Origin of the sequence: Actinoallomurus iriomotensis (assembly GCF_030269445.1) — a bacterium.
Classification (GTDB): Bacteria; Actinomycetota; Actinomycetes; order Streptosporangiales; family Streptosporangiaceae; genus Actinoallomurus; species Actinoallomurus iriomotensis.
This window is the reverse complement of record NZ_BSTJ01000004.1, coordinates 399,706-421,361: the sequence shown is the minus strand read 5'-3', so window position 1 is coordinate 421,361 and position 21,656 is coordinate 399,706. Positions and strand designations below refer to the sequence as shown.

Sequence of the window (21,656 nt, the reverse complement as noted above, 5' to 3'; positions counted from 1 at the left end):
GAGCGAGCGAAGCGAGGGAATCGAAGGCGCGTCCCGGTGGCCACATCCTCCGACGAAGGAGGACTCATGACCACGCTCGCGCCCAGCGCGGTGCCGGCCCGGCGCGCGGTCTTCCACCCGCTGACCGTCGCGGCGGTGGACCGGCTGTGCGAGGACGCGGCGGCGATCACCTTCGCCGTACCCGACGAGCTGCGCGAGACGTACGCCTTCCGCGCGGGGCAGTCGCTCACGCTGCGCCGCGTCGTCGACGGACGGGAGCACCGCCGGTCGTACTCCATCTGCGCGCCGGCCGGCGCCGCGCCGCGGATCGGCGTCCGCGAGGTCCCCGGCGGGCTCTTCTCCTCCTGGCTCGTACGCGAGGTGGCGCCCGGCACCCGGATCGAGGTGCAGCCCCCGACCGGTTCGTGGCACGCCGACCCCGCCCTGGGCGAACGGCACCTGTGCGTCGCCGCCGGATCGGGCATCACCCCCCTGCTGTCGGTCGCCTCGACCGTGCTCACCCATCCCGCCGCCCATGTCTCACTGCTGTACGGCAACCGGACGAGCCGCACCGTGATGTTCACCGAGGAGCTCGGCGACCTGAAGAACAGGTACGGCCCCCGCCTCCAGATCGCCCACGTGCTCTCCCGCGAGCCCCGCGACGTCGAACTGTTCTCCGGCCGGCTCGACGGCGACCGGCTCCGCCGCGTCCTCACCGGTCTGGTCCCGGTCGAGGTGTTCGACCACGTCTGGCTCTGCGGTCCCCTGGAGATGATCCAGGACGCGCGTCCCGTGCTCGCCGACCTCGGCGTGCCCGCCGACCGCGTGCACGTCGAACTCTTCTACGTCGACGAACCCCCGCCCCGGCCGAGGCGGGAGGAGCACGGCATCGCCCCCGGCGCCACGACCGAGCTCACGACGGTGCTGGACGGTCTGCGCACCACCGCGACCGTCTCACGGGAGACGACGATCCTCGAGGGCGCCCAGGCCACGCGCGCCGACCTGCCGTTCGCCTGCAAGGGCGGCGTCTGCGGGACCTGCCGTGCCGTCGTCCGCGGGGGAAAGGTCGACATGCGCCGCAACTACGCCCTCGAACCGGCCGAGGTGGACGCCGGATTCGTTCTCACCTGCCAGACGTTCCCGGTCGGGGACCGGGTGACCGTCGACTACGACGCCTGAGCCGGTGTCCCGCCGGACGGCCGGTCAGGGTTCGTACCGGGCGAGACCGTCGAAGGCGATGGTGATGATCGCGTCCGCGACCGTCGCCGGATCGTACGCCCCGTCCGCGCGGTACCACTCGACCAGCGAGTTGACCATGCCGAACAGCAGCCGGCTCACCAGCTTCGGCGGCACGTCGTCGCGCAGGGCGCCCTCCGCGACCGCGTCCGCGACGAGCGCGGCGAGGCGGTCGTCGAGCCAGCGCCGGCGTTCGAGGGCGGCCAGCTCGACCTCGCTGTTGCCCCGCACGCGCAGGAGGAGCGTGACGGACGGCTGGTGCGCGACGAGGACCTCGACACTGCGCCGCACCATCGCGCGCAGCCGCTCGTAGGCGGTCGTCCCGGCCCGCTCGCGGGAGGCCTCGGTGACGGCGGCGGTGAGCTCGTCGAGAGCGTCGTCCAGCGCCTGGCCGAGCAGCTGTTCCTTGCTCGTGACGTGATGGTAGATCGCCGGCTTGGTCAGCCCCAGCTCCCTGGCCAGGTCGCCCACGCTCGTCGCGTCGTACCCCTTGCGGTTGAACAGCTCCACCGCGGCGCGCAGGATCGCCGGCTGGTCATAGCCCGGACGGCCACGCCGACGGCGCGGAGTCGGTGCGGCGGGCCCCGTTGACGTCACAGATGCAGCATAAGGTCGCCCGGAAAGCCCCGCCGCAGGCTAACGGCTTGGTGCACGACCGGCTCGTGGTCACGGTCGTTCCCATGACGGGGCAGGGCTGCGGTTGTCGGTTGGGCGGCCCGATCGAGTGCCGATGAGCCGGAGGGGACCGTGCTGGAGAAGTTGCCGGATGGTCTGTGGGCCACTCGGTATGTTGGTGATCGCTTTCCGGGGTCGCCGCTGGTGGCCGACAGACCTGGGCTCGCTGATGGGGCCAACTGCCAGCTGTTCGCCTATGAGGTGCTCAGGTTGTTCGGACTCGACCTGCCTGACCTGCGGTCGAGTGAGCTCTGGGCTGATGCGGAGTTCACCGAGCGGGTGGCAGCGGCCTGTCCTTTGGACCTGGTCCTGTTCAACGCCACCCAGGATGCGTGGGGTGCTCACGTGGGAGTCTGCGCCGGCGACGATCAGATCCTGCACTTGTGTGCCGAGGCCGGGTACCCCGCCATATGGAGCTGGCGGGAGTTCGAGGACCGGGAGCGGTACCGAACTTTGGTCGGCATCAAACGAGTCGTGCGTCGTCTGCACGAGTGTCCGCAGCCTCCGGGGGCATCGTGGCGTTCGACTCGGTGTGGATGATCGGCTTCACCGACCGGGACAGCGATCGGTGTGCGGCATTCTCCGGATTCTCCAGGGACCACAGCTGTTCACCGCTGGCGAGGTCGACGGCCCGCAGCCGACGTCACCACGTGGGACAGGGCTGTCACGGTCGTCCCGACGGCGTATGGCCTGGTCTGGCAGGCGGGACCCACGGTCACCGTGTACCGGGAGGACCACTAAGGCCCGTCCCCGGCAGCGCCTCCCGGTGCAGCCCGGCGAGCAGCGCGGCCACGGCGTTCGTGACCAGGGTGGTACGCGTCCTCCGCTCGGCCCAGCGCCAGTCGCCGTCCGGGTTGACCTCCAGGAACACCGGCGTGCCCTCGCGGACGAGGAAGTCGAACGCGCCGTAGCGGAGCGACATCGCGGAGGCGAGCAGCGTGGCCGCGGCGGCCACCGCCGGGGGCGGTTCCCCGGACCGGACCTCGACCCGGCCGCCGGCGGTCCACAGGTCGGCGGGGGAGTGTCCGCCGGGGAGCTCGAACCCGTGCACCTGCCCGCCCACGTAGTACACGCGCCACTCGGTCTCGTGCTCGACGTACTCCTGCACGATGACGGGCGGACCGGGACACGGATCGGCGGGCAGGCTCCGCCGTTCGACGACCGTGGGGAAGATCCCGCTCAGCCGTCCCGGCGCGGCCTCGACGAAGTGCCGGTGCACGGCCTTGATCACCAGCCGTGGGCACGCGAAGGCGTCCCGGGCGCGACCCGGGTCGGTGGTCACGATCGTCCGTGGCACCGCCACGTCGTGGTGCCGGGCGAGCCGCAACTGGGCCAGCAGAGCGGGACGCCGCGCGCCGAGACTCGTCCCGGAGATCGCGGCCAGCTCGTCGGCCGCGGCCTGCCAGGACTCCCGGGCGAACACGCGGTGCGCCGCGTCGTCCCCGCCCTCGATCGCGTTCGCCGAGAAATGCCTGGTCCAGGTCACCGTCGGGGCGAGGCGGCGCTCGTTCACGCACGCCGTGCGGGTCGCCGGGTCGACCGTCAGCCCGGTCGTGGCCGCCAGCTCGTCGGCGTTGAGACGGGCCGACCGCACGCCGGCGCGGCCGAGCAGATCCCGCACCGCGTCCAGTTCGGAGTCACATGAGCGGCTGAGGAACAGCACGCACGGCACCGGCCCCGGCCGGACGTCGAACACGCGGGCGGGGGAGGAGAGCTGGCCGAAGAACGCCTCGGCACCGTCAGGCACCGCCACCGGCCAGTAGTTCGTCGGCCATGGTCAGCAGCTTGGTCACCGTGGCGCCCACCTGTTCGGACGCCGTGGGCAGTCGCTCGGCCACACGTTGCAGCAGCGGCAGGTCGAACCGGGCGACCTCGACGGCACGGGCGGCGCCGGTGTCGTGCCGGAGGCGTACGAGCAGCTCCAGGACGGTGGCCATCTCGGTCGCCAGCAGGCCGAGCGAGTCCATGTCGCCGAGGTCGCCGCGCGGCCGGCTGTCGCGGTCCAGCACCTCCAGGACGCCGATGCACTCGCCGTCCGCGATGAGCGGCGCGGCCATGATGCTGCGCGGTACGTAGCCGGTCGACTCGGCGGCCGCCCGGGCGAATCGGGGGCTCTCCGCCACGTCGTCGACGAGCAGTGGCTGACCGCCCATGACCGCCCAGCCGGCGATGCCGGTACCGCCGGGAAACCGGGTCCCCGGCAGCTGGTTCTCGCCCTCGCCCGCGACCGCCTCGAAGACCAGGTCCCCGTTCGCCCGGTCCACCAAGAACACGGAGGCGGCGGCCGCGCCGAAGACGCTCCGGGCCACCTCCACGATGGACTGGAGCAGTCTCCGCTGCGTGATGTCGGTGCTCTCCGGCGGATCAGTCAACACGCGCACCTCCATTCTCCGTGGCTGCGGAGCCGGCCACGTTCTCGGCGGTCAGGTAGAGGACGGACTTGAGCTGGAACGGCGTGAGCGAGCGGTGCTTGCTGAGGATGAGCGCGCAGATGCCCGCGATGTGCGGGGTCGCGAAGCTGTTACCGGTGGTGAGCATCTCCCGGCCGCCGGTCCAGGCCACCCGTACCCGGACGCCGCGCGCGTAGAACTCCACGGGAGGCGACGGGTTGTAGTAGTAGGCCATGGGGTCGGGCCCGTCGTGGCTGGCCACCGAGATGACCGACGCGAACGGCCACGGATAGCTCCGTACCGGCATGTTGTGGGCCGACGCCACGATGACGCAGCGCCGGAAGTAGGCGGCGTCGGACAGCTCGCGCAGCGCGTCGCGGAACTCCGGCTTCGTCGTCGACAGGCTCATGTTGATGACGTCGAAGCCCTCGTCGATCGCCCAGCGCAGCCCCGTCAGGAGGGCCGCGCCGGTGCCGTGGCTGCCACTGGACAGGACGCGCACCGAGGTGAGCGACGCCGCGGGAGCGATCGCCCGGATCACGCTCGCGCACGCGGTGCCGTGACCCGCCTCGTCACCGGGCTCCACCGGTACGACGGCGGCTTCGCCGTCGTCGCCGGTGACCACGTCCATGGACGCCTCCAGCCCGCCGACCAGCGGGTGTGAGGTGTCCACTCCGCTGTCGAGCACGCACACGCGGATCCCCGAACCGTCGGCGCCGCCCCACGCCCACTCCCGGGTGACCACCGGGCCGAGCGGGCTCACCTCGAAACGCTCGTGCGGCACGACGGACGCCGGCATGCTCCACGCGGGCACGCCGGGGAAGTGGTCGCGCGGTGGCCTCCGCCAGGGTGGGAGGTCAGTCACCGTTGCCGTCCGGACCTCGATCGCGCAGCCACTCGCGCACCCGTGCGGCCGGCAGCGTGGCGCCTTTGGCCTGGAACCTCCGCAGCGCCTCCGTCCCCTCGGCCATCGCCTGCTCGGCCATCCCGGCCGCCCTGAGCACGATCGCCCGGTCGAAGAGCGTCTCTCCGGCGAGACACAGGTCGTCGGCGTCCGCGCTGAGGGCGCGTGCCGCCTCGGTGGCGGCGACCGCTTCGTCGTGGCGTCCCCGTGCGGACGCGATGCGGCCCCTCAGCGCGGCCGAGCCGATCCGCGCGCGCAGGCTCGTGAGGGCACCCTCTCTCTCGACGCCGTCCAGGGCCGACGCCGCGGCGGCCGTCCGGCCCTGGTAGAAGAGCTCCCGGGCGATCGCGACCTCGGTGTTCTGGGTGTCGGGGGCGTGCGGGCTCACGCGCAGCATGCCGAGGCTCCGGCGGTACCGCGCCTCGGCCGTCTCATGCGCGCCGGCCAGCGACTCGACGTGGCCGGCCGCGTCCATGACCGCCGCGTCGGCGAGGTCGAGGTGCAGGTCGCGGGAGTAGGACAACGCGTCGGCCAGGGTACGCCGCGCGCCGTCGAGGTCACCGTCGAGCGCCTCCAGGCGCGCCCGCGTCACCAGAACCGGGACGAGCAGGGCGCGGTTGGCGGCGAACCGCATGGCGAGCATGACGCACAGGTCCAGCCCCCGAATGACCGGAGTCGGAGCCCACTGCGCCAGCTCGCAGATCGCGCAGAGCAGCCGGTCCTCCTCGTACCGGTCGTTCATGGCCCGGGCCCGCGCCAGCCCGAGCCGCAGCGACGTCTCGGCAGACGTCGCGCGCTCGTCGACGAGACGCAGGTAGGCCAGGAGCTGTTGCAGCCGGCACCAGCTGAGGTCGTCCTCGGGATCGCCGAGCAGGTCCGCCTCGATCAGCGCCGCGTCCGCCGCCACCGTCGCCGACGGCGCCCGGCCGAGCCGGAGCGCGACGATGCCGCGCTGGATCGCGCACGTGGCCGTGTTGCGCGGATCGTCCGGCAGCGCGGCCTCGGCGGCGGCCAGCGCGGTCAGGCACCGTTCTTCGTCCCACAGCCAGAGCCCGGCGTCGCAGATGTGCAGCGCGAGCGCCGTGTGCCTGGTGTCGCCGGCCGGCAGCAGCTCGCGGCCGCGCTCCAGGAGCTGGACCGCGGCCGGCAGGTCCTTGCGGTCCAGCGCGTTCGTGCCCTCCGCGATCAGGGCGTTCGCCGCGCTCTCGGCCAGCCGCGGCAGGCTGCGGTCGCCCGGCCGCAGCTCCCGGCGCAGCCGGCGGGCGGCCTCGACGTGGTAGGCCACGGCCATCGCGTCCTGCGGCCGCTCCCGGGAGAACCACTCGGCGACGAACTCGTGCCAGTGCTCACGCCGGGTCTTGGGAGTGAACTCGTAGGCGGTGTCGCGCAACAGGGACTGGGCGAACCGGAACGTGCCGGCCGGGCCGCGCTGGAAGACGCGCCGTCGTACCAGGCGGGCCAGCAGCTCGTCGATCGTGGCCCCGCCGATCCCGTCCGCGTCGGCCATCGCCTGGAGCAGGTCGCGGGTGAACTCCCGCCCGATCACGGCGGCGATCTCCAGCAGGGAGCGTTCGGTGCCGGGAAGCCGGTCCAGCCGCGCGCCCAGCATCGCCTGGATCGTGGGCGGCGTGTGGATGCCGGCGGCGGTCTCGGTGAAGACGTCCAGGAGCAGCTCGGCGAATAAGGGATTCCCGTCGCACTGCACGGCGATCCGGCGGTACACGTCCTGATATTCCTGCGGGTACACGTCGTTCCGCAAGGCCAGCGCGCTGACCAGTTCCGCGCTCTGCTCGCGGGTCATCTCCCCGAGCTCCAGCGTCATCGCGGACGGCTTCCCGCCGCCCCAGGCGGGCCGGGCGTCCAGCAGCTCGGTACGGGCGACGCACAGCAGCAGGACGGGCACGTCGTCCAGCCAGGTCGCGATCTCGTCGACCAGGTCCAGCAGCGTCTGCTCCGCCCAGTGCAGGTCCTCCCAGACCATGACGACGGGGCGGGCCCGGCCGAGGACGCCGAGCAGGTGCCGCATCGCCCAGGCGATGTCCTCGACGCCGGCCCCGCCGGCGGTGCCGTCATCGTCCATGAGGGTCGCGAGGCTGCGCACCGCCAGGCGGTTCGCCGCCATGTCGGCCGGATCCGGCTCCTCCACGAGCCGTCGCGTGAGCTCCGCCCATCCTCCGGGGAACGAGCCGAGCATCTCCGTCAGCGGTTTGTAGGTGATGCCCCGGCCGTACGCCGAGCAGCCCCCGGACAGCACGGTCACCTCGCCGTCCGGCAGCGTGGCGAGGAACTCCTGGACGAGACGTGACTTGCCGATCCCGGGCATGCCGAGCACCGTGACCAGGCAGACCTGCCGCCGGGACCGGGCACGCCGGAGGCCGTGCCGCAGCTCCTCCAGCTCGTCGGAGCGGCCGATGAACGGGGTGGCCGGGCCGGGGCGCTCGTCCCGGAGCGCGGCGTCGGTGAGCCGCCAGGCCGGAACGGGGTGGGCCTTGCCCTTGAGCCGCAGCGGAGGTACGGACTCGATGCCGACCCGGCCGCGGACCATGGCGGCGGTGTCGGCGCAGAGCAGGATCTCGCCGGGAGCGGCGGCGGTCTGCAGCCTGCTGGCCGTGTTGACCGAGTCGCCGACGACCCGGAAGTCGTCGCCGGGCATCGTGATCACCACGACGTCACCGGTGCAGACTCCGGCCCGCGCCTCCAGCTTCACCTGGTACTGGGCGGTGAGTTCGGCGCTCAGGCCCTCCAGGGCCGCGAGCGCCTCGGCGGCGGCGCGGACCGCGCGAACCGCGTCGTCCTCGTGGGCGACGGTGGCGCCGAACGCGGCGAGGATGGCGTCCCCGACGAACTTCTCCACCGCCCCGCCGTGCTCGGCGACGCACGCCCCGCAGGCCGCGAAGTACCGGTCCATGACCTGCCGCAACGGCTCGGGGTCCAGGCGTTCCGCGAGCGCGGTCGACCCGACGATGTCCAGGAACAGCATCGACACCTTCTTGCGGGTTTCCTGACGCGCGGCGGCGGCCGTCAGCGGCGCGCCACAACCGGCGCAGAACCGGTCGGACTCGCCGGTGTGCCGCCCGCAGGCGGTGCAGCTCACCGGGTGCCGCCCAGGGTCCGCGCCGCGGGCGCCGCCTCGGGCGCGGGATCCGGTTCGGCCTCCGGCGGCGGGAGGGTGAGCCCCGCGCAGGCACCGGCGATCACGACGAGCACGCCGGACACCGCGAAGATCGTGTCGATGGGGCCGAACCGCAGGCCGGCCGCCGAACCCGCGAAACCGCGCAGGCCGGAACTGGCGAGCCAGCCGGCCACCAGCGCGGCCAGCATCTGCGCCAGCCGCGTGGCCGGATAGAACACGGCCATCACCCGTCCGGTGTATCCCCGGGGCGCCGCCGCGAGCAGCAGCGGCGACATCGCCGTGTTCAGCATGGTGAGCGGGACGGCGAAGACGAACAGCAGCACGATGCCGCTGACGAGGTGGGCCTGGCGGGCGTAGGCGATCAGCAGGACACCGCTGACCAGCAGGCCGATCCAGGTCGTCCTGCGCGCCCCGATCCGCTGCACGACCTGGCCCGAGCACAGCGCGCCGACGACGCCGCCGAGGCCGAGGGCCATGCCGAGGTAGCCGTACAGGTGGGCGGACGCGTGCAGGTTCCCGGTGACGAAGAAGACGTTCAGCGTGTTCAGGGAGCCGACCCCGCACTGGCCGATCACGGCGAGGGCCAGCAGCGCCATCAGGAACCGGTTGCCGGCGAAGAACCGCAGCCCCGCCACGAACTCACGGCGCAGCCCGGCACGTTCGCCGGCCGGCTCGCCCCGTCGTACGATCTCCGGCCCCATCTCGGCCGACCGGATGGCGAAATAGGACACCGCGTACGACAGCGCGTTGAACAGCAGCGCCCACTGCAGACCGGCGGTGAACAGCAGCGGCGCGGCGAGCGGCGGTCCGACGAGCCAGGCCGTCTGCCCGGTCGCCTGGGCGATGCCGGCCGCGCGGGCCCGGTCGGCCTCTCCGGTCACCAGGTCCCCGATGACCGCGAAGCGCGCCGGGGAGAAGAACTGGGCGGCCGCGTTCAGCGCGAACACGATCACGTAGATGAGGGCGAGCCACACTCCGGCCGGAAGGGCGTGGACGGGCAGGAACGACACGGCGGTCAGCACCGTCACCAGCGCGCCGCGGACCACCTCGGTGCGGAGCATGGTGCCGCGTTTGCTCCACCGGTCGACGAACACGCCCGCGACCGGCCCGACGAGCAGCACCGCGCCGCCCATCGCCAGCATCACGCCGCTGACCGCGGCCGGGGCCCACGGCCTCCCCTTCGCCAGGACGACGGCCACCCACAGCACCAGGGTGGTGCTGAAGACGGCGTCCCCGACCGACGAGACGGCCTGCCCGAACCACAGGCGGGTGTAGTTCCGATCGATGAGCGTCAGCCGGAGCGCCATCAGGGACGCACCGACGTGACCATCAACGACATGAGGGCCGTCACGAGCGTCGTGTGGTACGCCTTACGGAAGGACTCGCCCGCCGGGAGGGGACCCGCCGCCCGCAGTTCGGCCGACCGTGCGGGGATCGCGCCGTCGGGACGTTGCGCCCGCGTGAGGCACTCGATCGCGGCCACGCCCGACGGCGTGCCGAGCGGGTCGTGACCCAGGCAGAACCACGTCATGACGAGTTCCGCGGTCAGGTCCCACCGATCGCGCCGCACGCAGTGGTCCAGCATCCGGCCGGTGACTTTCTCCGCCCGCGCCAGGGCGTGGGCCGGCCCCGGACTCCGGCGGCCGAAGTCGCTGAGGAAGAAGCTGGAATGCGTGACGGCGTACGCGTCCTGGGTGGCCAGCGGCGCACCGGACGGTGCCGGCGCCGCGACGGGCGGCTTGACCAGCGGACTCTGTTCGAAGAGTTCCTCGTACGGCTCGATCCCGTGGTCGACGCCGGCCTTGTCCGCGTAGTACCGGGTCTCCAGGCGCTGGTACGGCGACTTCCCGAGCGGTGACAGGAAGCCCTCGGCGGCCAGCCGTGCGAGCGTGGCCCGGCACAGCCGGTCGTCGATCCCCGGCGGCGCGAGCGCGGCGTAGATCAGCCCGTACTGGGGTGCGAAGTCGGGCTGGGAGGCGATGAGCCGCTGGAAGTCCGGACGCGGCCAGAGCCGGCGGATGAGCGCGGCCGGTTCGTTCAGCCGGTCGTCGCCGGGGTCCAGCCGCGTCCAGCAGTGGCAGAGCAGCGCCAGTTCCAGCGCGGCCTTCACCTTCCCGTGCGCCGAGGACCGGGCATTCTCCGAGTACGGGTCGAAGTAGTCCAGGTTCCGCCCGAGCCAGTCGAGCGTGCCCGCGGACAGCCGGTCGAGAGTCGGCGGCATGGCTACAGGCGCCCCGTCTCATCCAGGTGGTCGAGCAGGGCCGCGTCCACGGTGTCGTGGAAGTCCGCGAGCACCCGCCCCTCCTCGCCGTACCGGTAGAGGTCCTCGCAGGCGATCCAGCGGTCCCGGGTCACCGCGCCGGGCAGGTACCCGCCGGTGACCGTGCCGACCTTCCAGTCGGGTTTCCCCGCGGTCTCCCAGCAGCTCGACAGGGTGCCGTCCGCGTTCACCACCGCGCCGTAGCGGCCGTCGGTGTGACCGCAGGTGGGGCACACGCGGTGCGCGCGCGGGCGGTTGACGCGGAAGCCGACTTCGAGCGCCCGGCGTTGCCACCGGGTGAAGCAGGTCGCCAGTTCGCCCGTGTGCAGCAGATCGTTCGCGTATCCGACGCCGACGTCACCGACCCGCGTGAAGTAGATGGTGCACCGGTCGGGATCGACGGCCTCCGCGAGCCGCTCGACCAGCGCGTCGATCCCGCGGAAGTTGTGGTGGGAGACGTTCACCCGCACGATCCACCGGAGCGGCGCGGCGTCGGAGGCGCGGGCGATGTTGCCGACGATGGCGTCGAAGGTCCCGCCGTTCGACCGCCGTACCCGGATCCGGTCATGGTCCTCGCGGTCGCCGTCGAAGGTGACCTGGATGGAGTCGAGCCCGAGGTCGGACAGCCGCCGGGCCAGCTTCGGGGTGAGCAGGGTGGTGTTGGAGATCATCCAGGCGGACGACAGGTTGTAGTCGGCCGCCCGGGCCAGCATCTCCACGCAGCCGCGCGGGTTGAGCAGGGGCTCCCCGCCGAACAGCAGCAGCGCGAGGCGGTCCAGGCCGGCCGCGGCCATCTGCCGGCCGGCGAAGTCGAGGATCGACGTGATCGTCTGTGACGTCAGCCGCGCGTGCGTGATCCGTGGCGGGCGGCCGCCTCCGGACGGATCCTGGGCGGTGTTCTGGAAGCAGTAGGCGCAGCCCAGGTTGCAGTCGGTGCTCGTCAGGACGGTCAGCGAATAGGCGTGGTTCGGCGCTGCGGACAGCAGTCCGCGCTCGCCCAGCCGGCGTTCGGTGTCCGGCCGCAGCCCGCCGTCGGCGGTCAGGTGCCCGGCGCGCAGGCGGGCCACCCCTCCCGGTCCGAGAAACCACCAGTTCCGCTCGCCCCTGAGGAGCCGTGCACCGGTCGTACGGCCGGCCTCTTCCAGATTCACTAGCCCTCCACGTTGCCGGCGCCCGGTTCGGTGGCGGTCGGGGAAAGGCGGCGCTCTTCGTTCAGACCCGGCGAATCCGAACGCTAGATATTCGCGGTATGGAGGCGATTAATCACCGGTTCGGCAACGGTAAATCCACAGCCCTCGAAGCGCGCTGAAACGCATTGGCCCGAAGGTCTCATGGAGCCGTTTCCGGCAGCGGGCGAGGATGGCCATTGCCTACCGAGGAGCGCTGATGCCGGACACCATCGCCTACCGGACCGGCACCTACCGGACCGCCGGCCCGGAGGAGACCTGGCAGCGGGTGCGGCCGATGCTGCCCCGCTTCGGCATCACCCGGGTGGCCGACATCACCAGGCTGGACGACATCGGGCTGCCGGTCCACGTGGCCTACCGGCCGGCCGGGCTCACCTACGCGGTCAGCATCGGCACCGGGACCACGGCGGCGCAGTCGCGGGTCGGCGCGGTCATGGAGAGCATCGAGACCTGGCACGCCGAGAACCTCCGGCTCCCGGTGGCCGCCCGTGCCCCCGCCTCGGCGCTCGACCTCGGGTATGACGTCCGGGCGCTGAACCTCGTCCCGCGGGCCCCGCTGACCTCGGCCGTGGTGCTGGACTGGGTCAGCGGGCGCGGCCTGCTGACGGGCCGGGAGATCCTGGCCCCCATCGACGCCATCCGGCTGGACGGCACCGGGCCGCGCGACTGGGCGGCGGTGTTCTTCTGGCCGACCAGCGGAGGCCTGGCGACCGGGAACACCGAGGCCGAGGCCGTGCTGCACGCCCTGCACGAGCTCGTCGAGCGGGCCAGTGTGGCCGCCGCGCGGGACCGTCCCCTCTCCCGGCGGCGTTACGTGGACGCCGGGAGCTGCCGCGAACCGGTGACCAGGTACGTCTTCGACGCGTTGCGGGCGGCGGACTGCACCGTCACGGTCCGGGACATCACCGGGCCGGAGGAGCTGCCGTGCTACGCGGCGACCATCTGGTCCGAGGACGTCCCGATGCGGTGTGCCGGGTACGCCTGCCATGTGGATCCCTCGATCGCGCTCGGGCGCGCGCTGTCGGAGGCCGTGCTGACCCGGCTGGCCGTGATCTCGGGGGCGCGCGACGACATCGACGGCGGCGAGTACCGCGAGATGGCGCGTCCGGAGGAGCCCGTCGCACCGGTCGCCGTCCGCGACGGGGTCTCCTGGGCCGACGACGGCGACCTGCGGTCGGTGGTCCGGCACTGCGCGGCCCGGGTCGCCTCGGTCACCGGCGCCGAACCGTTCGTGGTCCGGCTGGACCACGAGGACCTCGGCATTCCCGCCGTCAAGGTGATCGCTCCGGGGTTGAGCACCGCCCACGCCGCGTGGGAGGCGAGGCCGTGAGAGCCCCCGTCGTGTTCGTCGGCCCGACCCTTCCGCGCGCCGAGGTCGCCGCGCTGCTGCCGGCCGCGCGGATCCTGCCGCCGGTACGCCACGGGGACCTGCTGCGCCTGGACGCCGGCGCCGGGGACACCGTCCTGATCATCGACGGGCTCTTCCTCCAGGCCGCGTCGGTCCGGCACCGGGAGATCATGTACCTGCTGCAGCGCGGGGTCACCGTGGCCGGCAGCTCCAGCATGGGCGCGCTGCGCGCGGCGGAGCTGTGGCCGTACGGCATGCGTGGATTCGGGGAGATCTTCCGGCTCTACCGGGACGGTGAGATCGACGGCGACGACGAGGTCGCGATCGTGCACGGCACGGCGGAGGACGACTACCGCGCCTACAGCGACCCCCTGGTCGGCATCAGGATCGCGCTCCGCGACGCGGCGGCGGCCGGGGCCATCAGCGACCGTGACGCGGGGCTGATGCTCGACGTGGCCATCGCGATCCCGTTCCGGTCCCGTGGTTTCCGCGCGCTGGAGTCGGCCGTACGCGCGCACGTCCCGGCCCGGTCCGTCGAGGCGTTCCGAACATGGCGATCGGCGTACGACACCGACGCCAAGGCGGCCGACGCCCGGCTCCTGCTCGCCGCGGCCGCGACCGGCGACTCCGCGCTGTGCCCGGCCGGCCCCGGCGACTGGCCGGTCCGGAACGTGCACACGTGGATGTTCGACAGGTGGGAGCACCGGTTCCACGGCACCGGGACCGGCGACGAGTGGGTGGCCGACGCCGACGCCGCCGCCGCGCTCCGCCTGGTCCATCCCGCGTTCCCGGACCTGCATCGGCGGTACGTCCTGTCCAGGGTCGCCGGACTCGACCCGGACCATCCGGCGCTGGCCGAGGGCGCCGTCGCGGCCGCGCGGGCCAAGGGACTGCGGGTCCCCGGCCCGGACCCCGCGAGTACGGACTGGCTCACCGCACGGGACCTGGCCCTGCCGGAGGACGAGGCGCTCGCCACGCTGCTGGTACGGGCCTTCGGCGTGGTGCACGGCGGCTCGCGATCCCGGTGGGACCTGCCTCCGGACCTGCGAACCCCGGCGATGATGTCGTGGGGCCGCGAGGTCGTCACCGCCGCGCGCCGATGCCACGACCGCCTGCTCGGCCCGGCCGACGGGGGGCCACGCCGCCGGTTCAGGGCGGAGGTCACCGACCAGGTCATCGCCGGCCACTGGGGCTGCGACCCCGGCGACCTGACCGGCCACGCCTGGGACCGGGGAATCGCCGACCTGCCGGCACTCCGTCGCCTCGCCGAGCCGTTCGTCGCCCTGCTGAAGAGCCGACCGACGGGCACGATCGGCGTGGGCGGCGACCGTGTCACGGACGTCGCCTGGCCGCGCTTGCCGTGAGTTCCTCCGCAGGTCGCGAACCGTCCGTCGTGGTCGGCCTGCGGCTGAGTCCGGCGTCGCGGTGTGCGGCCCTCCGCCGACTCGGGCGGGCGGGGGCCCTGTCACGAACGCTGCGTGGCTGCGGTCGTGGTGAGTTCCTGCACGGGTCCGCGCGTCACGTGCTCGGCGAGGTCGGCGGCGCGGGTGGCGCCGTCCGTCGCGGCCAGCCTGCGGCCGAGTTCGCCGGCGCGTGCCCGTAGTCCGCGGTCTCGCCACGCCGATTCCAGGATCGGCGACGGGTTCGGCGTCGCGGTGCTCGGTACGCGTACCGCCACGCCGGCCCGTACGCACGCCCCGGCCAGCAGCGGCTGTTCGGAGCCGTTGGGTGAGACGCCGAGCGGCCGGCCGCGCAGCAGAGCGGACAGTACCGGCGCCGACGTGGCGCTGGTCAGCACCAGCCCGGCGCGGTCGATGAGCGGTCCCATCCACGGCTTGCGTACGACCAGGATGTCGGCGCCGGGAGCCGGGTGCGGGTCGGTCGACCGTCCCTGCTCGACCACGGCCTGGAAGGGGCCGCCGGTGAAGGCGGCGTTCAGGCCCGGCCACTGATCGGTCCCGCCGAAGAAGCGGCCCAGGTGAACGTAGACGACGGGCTTGCCGGACCGGGCCAGCCGGGCCTCGATCGCCTCGATCTCGGCAGGGTCGGCCGCCGGCTCCCAGGCCAGCGGCCCGACGTGGCGCACCCGCTCGGGCAGCACCGCGCCCGGGTACTCCAGCGCGGGGTCGCCGCGGAGCAGGAGCGCGTCGCCCAGCAGCGGATTCTCCGGCCGCCGGGGACCCAGCCCGGCCTGCTCGCGTACGGCGGCGTAGAGCCGGAGAGACTCGCGGGTCCGGTCGTCCCGGGCCCGGCCCAGGTGCGGCTCGCCCTCGCCGCCGGCCCGGTAGTTCCACAGGTGGACCGACAGCCCCAGCACCACCACCGGGATGTCCAGTACCTCGGCGGCCAGCAGGGCACCGTTGCACAGCACCGAGGTGATCAGCAGGTCGGCCCGTGCCTGCGTGGCGGCGCGCAGCGTCGCCCGGTACTGCGCCGGTCCGGTGGTGCCCCACCAGGTCGCGGAGAATCCGCGCCGCTCGCCGAAGTCCTCCGCCGCCGCGAACGGCAGGCCGGCCTCGGCCAGCACGGGAGCGGCCGTCGACCGGCCCAGGACGCTCACGGTGTGCCCCCGGCGGCGCAGCTCACGCCCGACCGCGATCGCCGGATACAGGTACCCTCCGTCGCTCAGCGGGCAGAGCAGGACCTTCATGGGGCGTGCGCCCGGTGATGCGATGGCCTCACGGCGGATCTCACTGAGTGCTCCCTGATGGCGGGCGGTCACCCGGCCCCCCGGACCGGCGTGACCTGGCGGAGAGGACCGGATGTCCCGCCCGTCGTCAAGTCGTGGCGAGCCCACCGCCGGCGAGGCCGGCGTCGAGCTCGTCGTGGACGGCGTCAGTTGATGACGCAGCCGGTGCTGAGCTCGCCGTCCTCGCCGTGCGCGACGACCTCGACGTCTTCGGTCTCGGTGTCGGCGGGCTCTGGGGCCTTGTCCTCGGGCTCGGTCATGTCGTCCTCCTGCGCGCTGCTGGCGCCTTTTGCGCCATTTCTAGAAAGAAGGGTAATGACGCGCGGTATGGAGATGATTAGCCACTGGTTTGATAGTGGTAAATGGCGGATTCGCGCTGGCCGCCATCTCCCGCGCGTACGCGTAGGGCAGCACCGGAATCTCATAACGCACGGTGTGCGCGAGCATTTCCACGCCCGGGACGGTGATGATGCTGGCCTCCAGCAGGCTCTCCAGCACCCGTACCGCCGTGTTCTCGTCGGCGTCCAGGACGGCGGCGGCCTGTTCGAGGGTGAAGACCGGCTCGGGGAGCATGCCGAGCCGCGGCACCGCCCGGTGCGCCGGCTCCGGCAGTTCGCCGATGGCCTCGGCCAGCCGGGCCCGGATCGCCACGTCCCCCGCGGTCAGCTCGTCCAGCAGGGCTCGGGCGCCCACCATCCGCTCGGCGTACTCCCGTAGTGGCACGTGCCGTAGCAGCGCCAGCCGGTCGGCCACGAGCCGGACTCCGAGCGGCAGCAGGCCCGTCGCCGTGACGATCAGCTCGGCGGAGCGCCGGTCCGCCGCGACCCGCTCCCTGCCGATCGTCCGCCCGAGGAGCGCGACCGCCTCGTCGACCGCGAAGGAGGAGATCCGGAGCCGGTAACCGGCCTCCAGCCCGGCGAGCCGGGATCGGGCCGTGACGATGACCGCGCTGTCGCCGGACTCGGGGAGCAGCGGCCGGACCTCGGACTCCCGGCGGGCATCGTCGATGACGACCAGCGCCCGGCGCTCGGCCAGCCAGAGCTGCCAGGCGCGCCGCGCCTCCGGCAGCGAACGGGGCGAGTCCACCGGCAGGAGCTGTGACACCACGTCCTCGAACGGGCGCGGTGTCCCGTCCTCGCCGCGCAGCCGGACGAACAGGCGGCCGTCCGGGAAGTGGTCACCGAGCCGGTGCGCGAGGTGCACCGCGAGCGCGGTCTTGCCCGCGCCGAGCGGGCCGGTCACCACGGTGAGCCGGTTTCCGTCCCGGACGAGCGCGTCCCGCAGCCGCCGGACCGCCGCCGTCCGTCCGGTGAACGCCGGCGGGTCCCAGGGCAACAGGCTCGGCGCCCTGCCGCGCGCGGGAGCGTCCGGTTCCGGCGCGGTCGGCTCCGGCTCCCGTAACAGCGACTGGTAGAAGCCGACCAGCGCCTGGCTGGGGGAGAGGCCGAGTTCGTGCGCCAGCGCCTGACGCAGCTCGTCGTAGACCGCCAAGGCCTCCGAACGCCGCCCGGCCCGGCACAGCGCGGTCATCTGTAACATCCGCAGTCGTTCTCTGAGCGGATGCCGCTGGGCGACCTCGGTGAGGCGCTCGATCGTGGCCGACCCGCCGCCCGCGGCGATCTCCGCCTCCGCCCAGTCCTCGAAGACGACGAGGAAGCGCCGCTCCAGCCGCTGGGCCGCGGCACTGATCAGCGGTACGTCCTGGAACCCGTCCAGCGCGGGTCCGCGCCACAGGCCGAGGGCCTCGGCCGGCGCCCCGGATCGGGCCTGCTGCTCGAAGCGCAGCGAGTCGAGCTCGGCCGGGGCCGCGTGGAACACGTATCCGCCGGTCTGGTAGCTGATACGCGAGCCGGAACCCTCGCTGACCAGCCGGCGCAGCGCGGACACGTACACCTGGATGTTCTTGCGCGCCGTCTGCGGGGGTGCCTCGTCCCATAACGCCTCGACCAGCGCGTCGAACGACACCAGGGAGTTCGCCCGGCTCAGCAGGGCGGCCAGGACGACCTGTTGCTTCCGTGATCCGAGATCGACGGAACGGCCGTTCTCCACCACCTGCAGGGGGCCGAGAATTCCGAAACCGGCGTTCATCTCACGCTATCTTGATTACTAGGGAATGCCCTTCGACTTCGGCGTCCGAAACGCTGTCCAGACGCTGTTTGACGGAGTTGAGAACGGCCACCTCTTGCTCGGTGAGGTCGGCGAGCACATCGCGTTGTGCCGCGGTGAGCAGATCCACCGGGTTTCCGGCCTGCCTTAGGGCGGCAAGCGCGTCAAAGGTCATGGTCCCCTCCACGGTCGTGTGCCGGAACATCGTCACCTGCGGTCAGTGCCGAATCCATAAGACCTTCGGGCCATTGGGCATCCGCGGCCGCGGACCACGAAAGGATCAATGCGGACAGTCCGGCCTGCAGCCGGGACCGGAGTTCCAGCTTCGTGAGTATGGCGGTGACATACCGTTTGACGGTGCGTTCACTGATTTTGAGTTCGCGCGCTATCGACCGGTTGTCGTAGCCGAAACCGAGTAACTGAAAGACCGCGAGCTCCCGTGGCGTGAGCGTCCGCGTGAGTGACAGCGCCGCTGCCAGCGGCTGGGGTGGCGCGGGCCGCTGGTACGAGCCACAGGCCGGGCATGGCCCCGTTCTCATTCGCGAGGGCCGGTGGTGCGCGTCCCCGGCCGTCATCGAATCACGTGCCGCAGGTGCGGGGGCTGGAAAGATAAGTCGATCTTCGACGCGGCGGTCATCAAGGCATCTTCACCACTCGCCGAGGTGGTGGCCAGGCTAACCGCGGGGGCCATGGGGCGAGTTCTCCGCCGTCACATCCGCGCCTCCGTCCTTGTCGAGGCCAACGATGCTGACATCGCTACCAGACCCTGATTGTCCACATAGTTCCGTAAGTTACGTAGTCCCGATAAGTACCTTTTGTCGGCCGGTGGTGGCCATCGGGTACGCGGCAGGGCGCGCCGTCCATGGCGGCGAATCACCCACAGGTCTTTTTCGGTCAGTCCGTTCCGCGTTCGGCGACGCGCTGTTTGAGAAGGCCGACGAGCATATGGTTCACCGACAGCATGAGGTCCTCGAAATGAAAATTGTTGTCGTTCTTGCCGACCTGCCCGGGGAAACGGGAGGTTCCGGGCACCACCAGGCAGACCTCGGCCAGTTCCCTGCACGTGCCGCCGTCCCCCTTGGTCATGGCGAACGTCCGCGCGCCCGCGTCGACCGCGACCTGGAGGGCCTTCGCCACGTTCGGCGAGTTGCCGCTGCCGGAGTAGGCCATCACCAGATCCCGGGAAGTGACGAAGGGCGCCAGGGACGCGGCGAACATGTCGTCGGCGCCGATGTCGTTGACGAGCCCGGTCAGCTCGGCGGCCGACGAGCACAGGTTGACGAACGACAGGCGTCTCACGTCCGGCGGGAGCGGCCGGGTCTTGTCCTCCGTCACGAACGGGTGGTGCTTGAAGTCGCAGTAGAAGTGGTCGAGGGTACCGGCGTTCCCGCCGTTGGCCATGGCGTAGACGGTGCCGCCCTCGTCGTAGGTCTCGAACAGCATCTCGGCGGCCCGTTCCAGGACGGCCACCGGGAACTCATCGACGATGCGGCGCTTCTCGGCGAGGTAGAGCCCGATGGTCTCGGCGAGGGTCACGACCGGCCTCCCGCGTGCTCGGACTCGATCCGGCCGTGCCCGCGCCCGGCGTCGTCCTGCCAACGGATGACGTCGTCGAGTTCGGGCGTGGAGACCTCGATGGAGGTGTAGTCGGTTCGCGCGATCACCCGATGGAGATCGTTCGGCGGGTTGGTCCAGCCCGAGCGTGGACGGTGGACGGTGGTCGTCAGGCCGCCCACGTCGATCACCGCGTCGAGGTCGTCCGGCGCGGTCGCGCCGCTCAGCACCGTGGCCTCGCCCTCGATGACGTAGTTCGTCTCCAGCTTCCGGCGGTGGGACTGCAACGACGACTGGTGCCCCTCGGCCATCCGGATGCGTTTCAGCGCGTACGGGACGTCGGGCAGGTTGCGGGTGTACCAGACCTCGTCGCCCCAGGGCTTGTGCACCGTGTAGTCCGAGACGTCCGGGCAGCGGCAGGGCACCGCCCGAAGGCCGGCGCCGGTCACCGTCTCTCCCCGGACGGAGCCGGCCTCGACGAGGACCGCCGGTTCGGCGCCGGCGTTGACGATCCGGTGGACGCATCCCGGCAGGGTGTGCCAGCCGCCCAGGTACCCGTACGTCCTCGGCGGCTCGTCGCCGTGCGGCGTCTCCAGCCGTACCCGGCCCGCGATGACCACGAAGCTCCGGTGGTCGCGGGGGTGGGAACCGAACGGGGTGGCCCGCCCGGCCTCGATCGTGTGCTCCGCGAACAGATAGGCGCCGTCGGCGGCCGGATCGGCGAGCCGGCTGCTGCGCCCGTAATCGGTGGTGACCTCGGTCGTCCTCATCGTTCCACTCCCATCATCCGGTCCAGCCAGTGGTTCGCGTCCTGCTCGCGCAGCAGCCGTCGTGCCGCCGCGCGCTCCGCCGGGGCCGCCCCGGAGGCCATCGCCTCGCGCAGGACCGAGGCGGTGCCCTCGACGTCGAACGGATGCACCGGCGTCACATGGCCGGCCAGCTGCTCGTACGCGCCCGCGTTGACCGAGAGCAGCAGCCGGGCGCGCTCGCCGAGGTAGAGGGCCTCCTTGGCGACCAGGTTCATCCCGTCGAACGTCGGGTTCACCAGCGCCAGGTCGGCGCCGGACAGGGCGGCCACCACGCAGTGACGCGTGGTGGGCAGGTCCGGGTAGACCAGCGAGACGGCCGGCCGGCCCGGGGCGCCGAACCGTTCGTTGAGGCCGGCCACCAGGCCCTCGCACTCGCTCTGGAGCTCCCGGGTGCGCTCGGTCGGGCGGCCCGGCGGGGTGGCCACCGCGCAGAACCACCACTCTCCGGCCAGCCCGGGCTCGCGCTCCAGCACGCTCCGGTACGCGGCGAAGCCGCGCGGCAGGTTCTTCCACAGGTCGATGCGGTCGGCGCGGGCGATCACCCGGCGTCCGCCCGCCTCCCGTGCCAGCCGCGCCCGCCACCGCGCCGTGGCCGGCTCGTCGCGCAGCCGCTCCACCATCGCAACGTCCAGCGGGAACGGGGCGACGGTCACCCGGGTCCGGTGCCCGTCGTACGTCACGCTCCCGTCGTCGACCGCGCAGCCGGGCAGGAAGCGCGCGCAACAGCCCAGGAACGCGCGTGCCCACCGAGTGCAGTGGAAACCGACCACGTCGGCGCACAGCAGGCCGGTGAGGATCCGGTCGCGGATGTGAGCGGGCAGGACGCCGAAGTAGTCGGGCTCGCACCAGGGCAGCCCCTGGAAGAACGCGATCCGGCCGCGGCGTTCCGCCCGCCGCCCGAGCATCTCCGGCACCAGGAACAGGTGGTGGTCGTTGACCAGCACGAACTCGTCCGGCGACCCCGTCATGAGGCTCGCGAGCCGGTCGGCGTACGCCCGGTTGACCGCCTCGTAGGCCGGCCACGCCTCCGCGAGCCCCGCCTCCGGCTGCCGCGCGGTGTCGAGCAGATAGTGGAACAGCCACAGCAGCAGCCGTACGCCGACCGTCTCGTAGTGCCGGTCGGTCATCGCCCGGGGCAGGCGCAGCCGGTGCAGCGTGACGCCGCCGGGCAGCCCGGTCACGTCGACGGGGCCGTCGCCGGCCGCGGCGGCGTCATCCGGCGGCATCGTGCACACCCAGTCGCCCCCGTGCCGGCCGAGCAGCGTGGCCAGCAGCGGCACCAGGCCGCCCGGCGAACGGGGGAGCAGGCCGGCGCCGTCCTGCCACCGCGGTGCGCTGTTGCTGCAAACGATCAGTCTCAAACCGGTCGCCGTCCTCGGGTCGGCA

General features: G+C 72.5%; 18 protein-coding genes. 3 read left to right on the top strand and 15 right to left on the bottom strand.

Features of this window, described 5'->3' with window-relative positions; translation table 11 throughout:
- Window positions 1-66 precede the first annotated feature (66 nt).
- Window positions 67-1,158: a 1,2-phenylacetyl-CoA epoxidase subunit PaaE gene (paaE, locus tag QSK37_RS19280; protein WP_285622862.1), complete on the top strand. Its 1,092-nt coding sequence runs from the start codon at window positions 67-69 to the stop codon at window positions 1,156-1,158.
- 24 nt (window positions 1,159-1,182) lie between these two features.
- Here the strand turns inward: paaE and QSK37_RS19275 are convergent, their stop codons facing one another.
- From QSK37_RS19275 to QSK37_RS19240, 8 genes are all read right to left on the bottom strand, one after another.
- Entirely contained in the window at window positions 1,183-1,812 is a 630-nt protein-coding gene (locus QSK37_RS19275; RefSeq protein ID WP_285622859.1) for a TetR/AcrR family transcriptional regulator, read from the bottom strand.
- Window positions 1,813-2,605: 793 nt separating this feature from the next.
- Window positions 2,606-3,637: an ATP-grasp domain-containing protein gene (locus QSK37_RS19270; protein WP_285622856.1), complete on the bottom strand. Its 1,032-nt coding sequence runs from the start codon at window positions 3,635-3,637 to the stop codon at window positions 2,606-2,608.
- Complete coding sequence (locus tag QSK37_RS19265) at window positions 3,630-4,265, bottom strand: GAF domain-containing protein (RefSeq protein WP_285622853.1); 636 nt, start codon at window positions 4,263-4,265, stop codon at window positions 3,630-3,632. Before QSK37_RS19265 ends, QSK37_RS19270 begins: the two co-directional genes overlap by 8 nt.
- On the bottom strand, window positions 4,255-5,145 hold the full coding sequence (locus tag QSK37_RS19260; protein WP_285622850.1) for a S8 family serine peptidase: 891 nt from the start codon (window positions 5,143-5,145) through the stop codon (window positions 4,255-4,257). The genes QSK37_RS19265 and QSK37_RS19260 overlap by 11 nt, the downstream gene beginning before the upstream one ends.
- Window positions 5,138-8,278: an ATP-binding protein gene (locus tag QSK37_RS19255; protein WP_285622847.1), complete on the bottom strand. Its 3,141-nt coding sequence runs from the start codon at window positions 8,276-8,278 to the stop codon at window positions 5,138-5,140. The genes QSK37_RS19260 and QSK37_RS19255 overlap by 8 nt, the downstream gene beginning before the upstream one ends.
- A complete protein-coding gene (locus tag QSK37_RS19250) occupies window positions 8,275-9,624 on the bottom strand; it encodes an MFS transporter (protein ID WP_285622845.1) in 1,350 nt (449 codons plus the stop codon). The genes QSK37_RS19255 and QSK37_RS19250 overlap by 4 nt, the downstream gene beginning before the upstream one ends.
- Window positions 9,624-10,538 (bottom strand): DUF6895 family protein, encoded by a 915-nt coding sequence (locus tag QSK37_RS19245; RefSeq protein WP_285622842.1) that lies wholly within the window; start codon window positions 10,536-10,538, stop codon window positions 9,624-9,626. The genes QSK37_RS19250 and QSK37_RS19245 overlap by 1 nt, the downstream gene beginning before the upstream one ends.
- 2 nt (window positions 10,539-10,540) lie before the next feature.
- On the bottom strand, window positions 10,541-11,728 hold the full coding sequence (locus tag QSK37_RS19240) for a radical SAM protein (RefSeq protein WP_285622840.1): 1,188 nt from the start codon (window positions 11,726-11,728) through the stop codon (window positions 10,541-10,543).
- A gap of 235 nt (window positions 11,729-11,963) precedes the next feature.
- On the opposite strand from QSK37_RS19240, the gene QSK37_RS19235 reads away from it, so the two are divergent.
- Window positions 11,964-13,094 (top strand): YcaO-like family protein, encoded by a 1,131-nt coding sequence (locus QSK37_RS19235; protein ID WP_285622838.1) that lies wholly within the window; start codon window positions 11,964-11,966, stop codon window positions 13,092-13,094.
- Window positions 13,091-14,476 (top strand): TfuA-like protein, encoded by a 1,386-nt coding sequence (locus tag QSK37_RS19230; RefSeq protein ID WP_285622836.1) that lies wholly within the window; start codon window positions 13,091-13,093, stop codon window positions 14,474-14,476. Before QSK37_RS19235 ends, QSK37_RS19230 begins: the two co-directional genes overlap by 4 nt.
- A 101-nt stretch (window positions 14,477-14,577) precedes the next feature.
- Here QSK37_RS19230 and QSK37_RS19225 read toward each other — a convergent pair whose 3' ends face one another.
- The 7 genes from QSK37_RS19225 to QSK37_RS19195 form a co-directional block, all read right to left on the bottom strand.
- Window positions 14,578-15,762 (bottom strand): glycosyltransferase, encoded by a 1,185-nt coding sequence (locus QSK37_RS19225; RefSeq protein ID WP_285622833.1) that lies wholly within the window; start codon window positions 15,760-15,762, stop codon window positions 14,578-14,580.
- 339 nt (window positions 15,763-16,101) lie between these two features.
- On the bottom strand, window positions 16,102-17,889 hold the full coding sequence (locus tag QSK37_RS19220; protein ID WP_285622830.1) for an AfsR/SARP family transcriptional regulator: 1,788 nt from the start codon (window positions 17,887-17,889) through the stop codon (window positions 16,102-16,104).
- Between the two features lies 1 nt (window position 17,890).
- Window positions 17,891-18,082, bottom strand: coding sequence for an aroma-sacti cluster domain-containing protein (locus QSK37_RS19215; RefSeq protein WP_285622828.1), 192 nt, complete (start codon window positions 18,080-18,082; stop codon window positions 17,891-17,893).
- Window positions 18,072-18,446, bottom strand: a complete 375-nt coding sequence (locus QSK37_RS19210; RefSeq protein ID WP_285572838.1) for a helix-turn-helix domain-containing protein — start codon at window positions 18,444-18,446, stop codon at window positions 18,072-18,074. Before QSK37_RS19210 ends, QSK37_RS19215 begins: the two co-directional genes overlap by 11 nt.
- A 355-nt stretch (window positions 18,447-18,801) precedes the next feature.
- Complete coding sequence (locus QSK37_RS19205; protein ID WP_285622826.1) at window positions 18,802-19,443, bottom strand: SIS domain-containing protein; 642 nt, start codon at window positions 19,441-19,443, stop codon at window positions 18,802-18,804.
- A complete protein-coding gene (locus QSK37_RS19200) occupies window positions 19,440-20,231 on the bottom strand; it encodes a cupin domain-containing protein (protein WP_285622824.1) in 792 nt (263 codons plus the stop codon). Before QSK37_RS19200 ends, QSK37_RS19205 begins: the two co-directional genes overlap by 4 nt.
- On the bottom strand, window positions 20,228-21,631 hold the full coding sequence (locus tag QSK37_RS19195) for a trehalose-6-phosphate synthase (RefSeq protein ID WP_285622822.1): 1,404 nt from the start codon (window positions 21,629-21,631) through the stop codon (window positions 20,228-20,230). The genes QSK37_RS19200 and QSK37_RS19195 overlap by 4 nt, the downstream gene beginning before the upstream one ends.
- Between the last annotated feature and the right edge of the window lie 25 nt (window positions 21,632-21,656).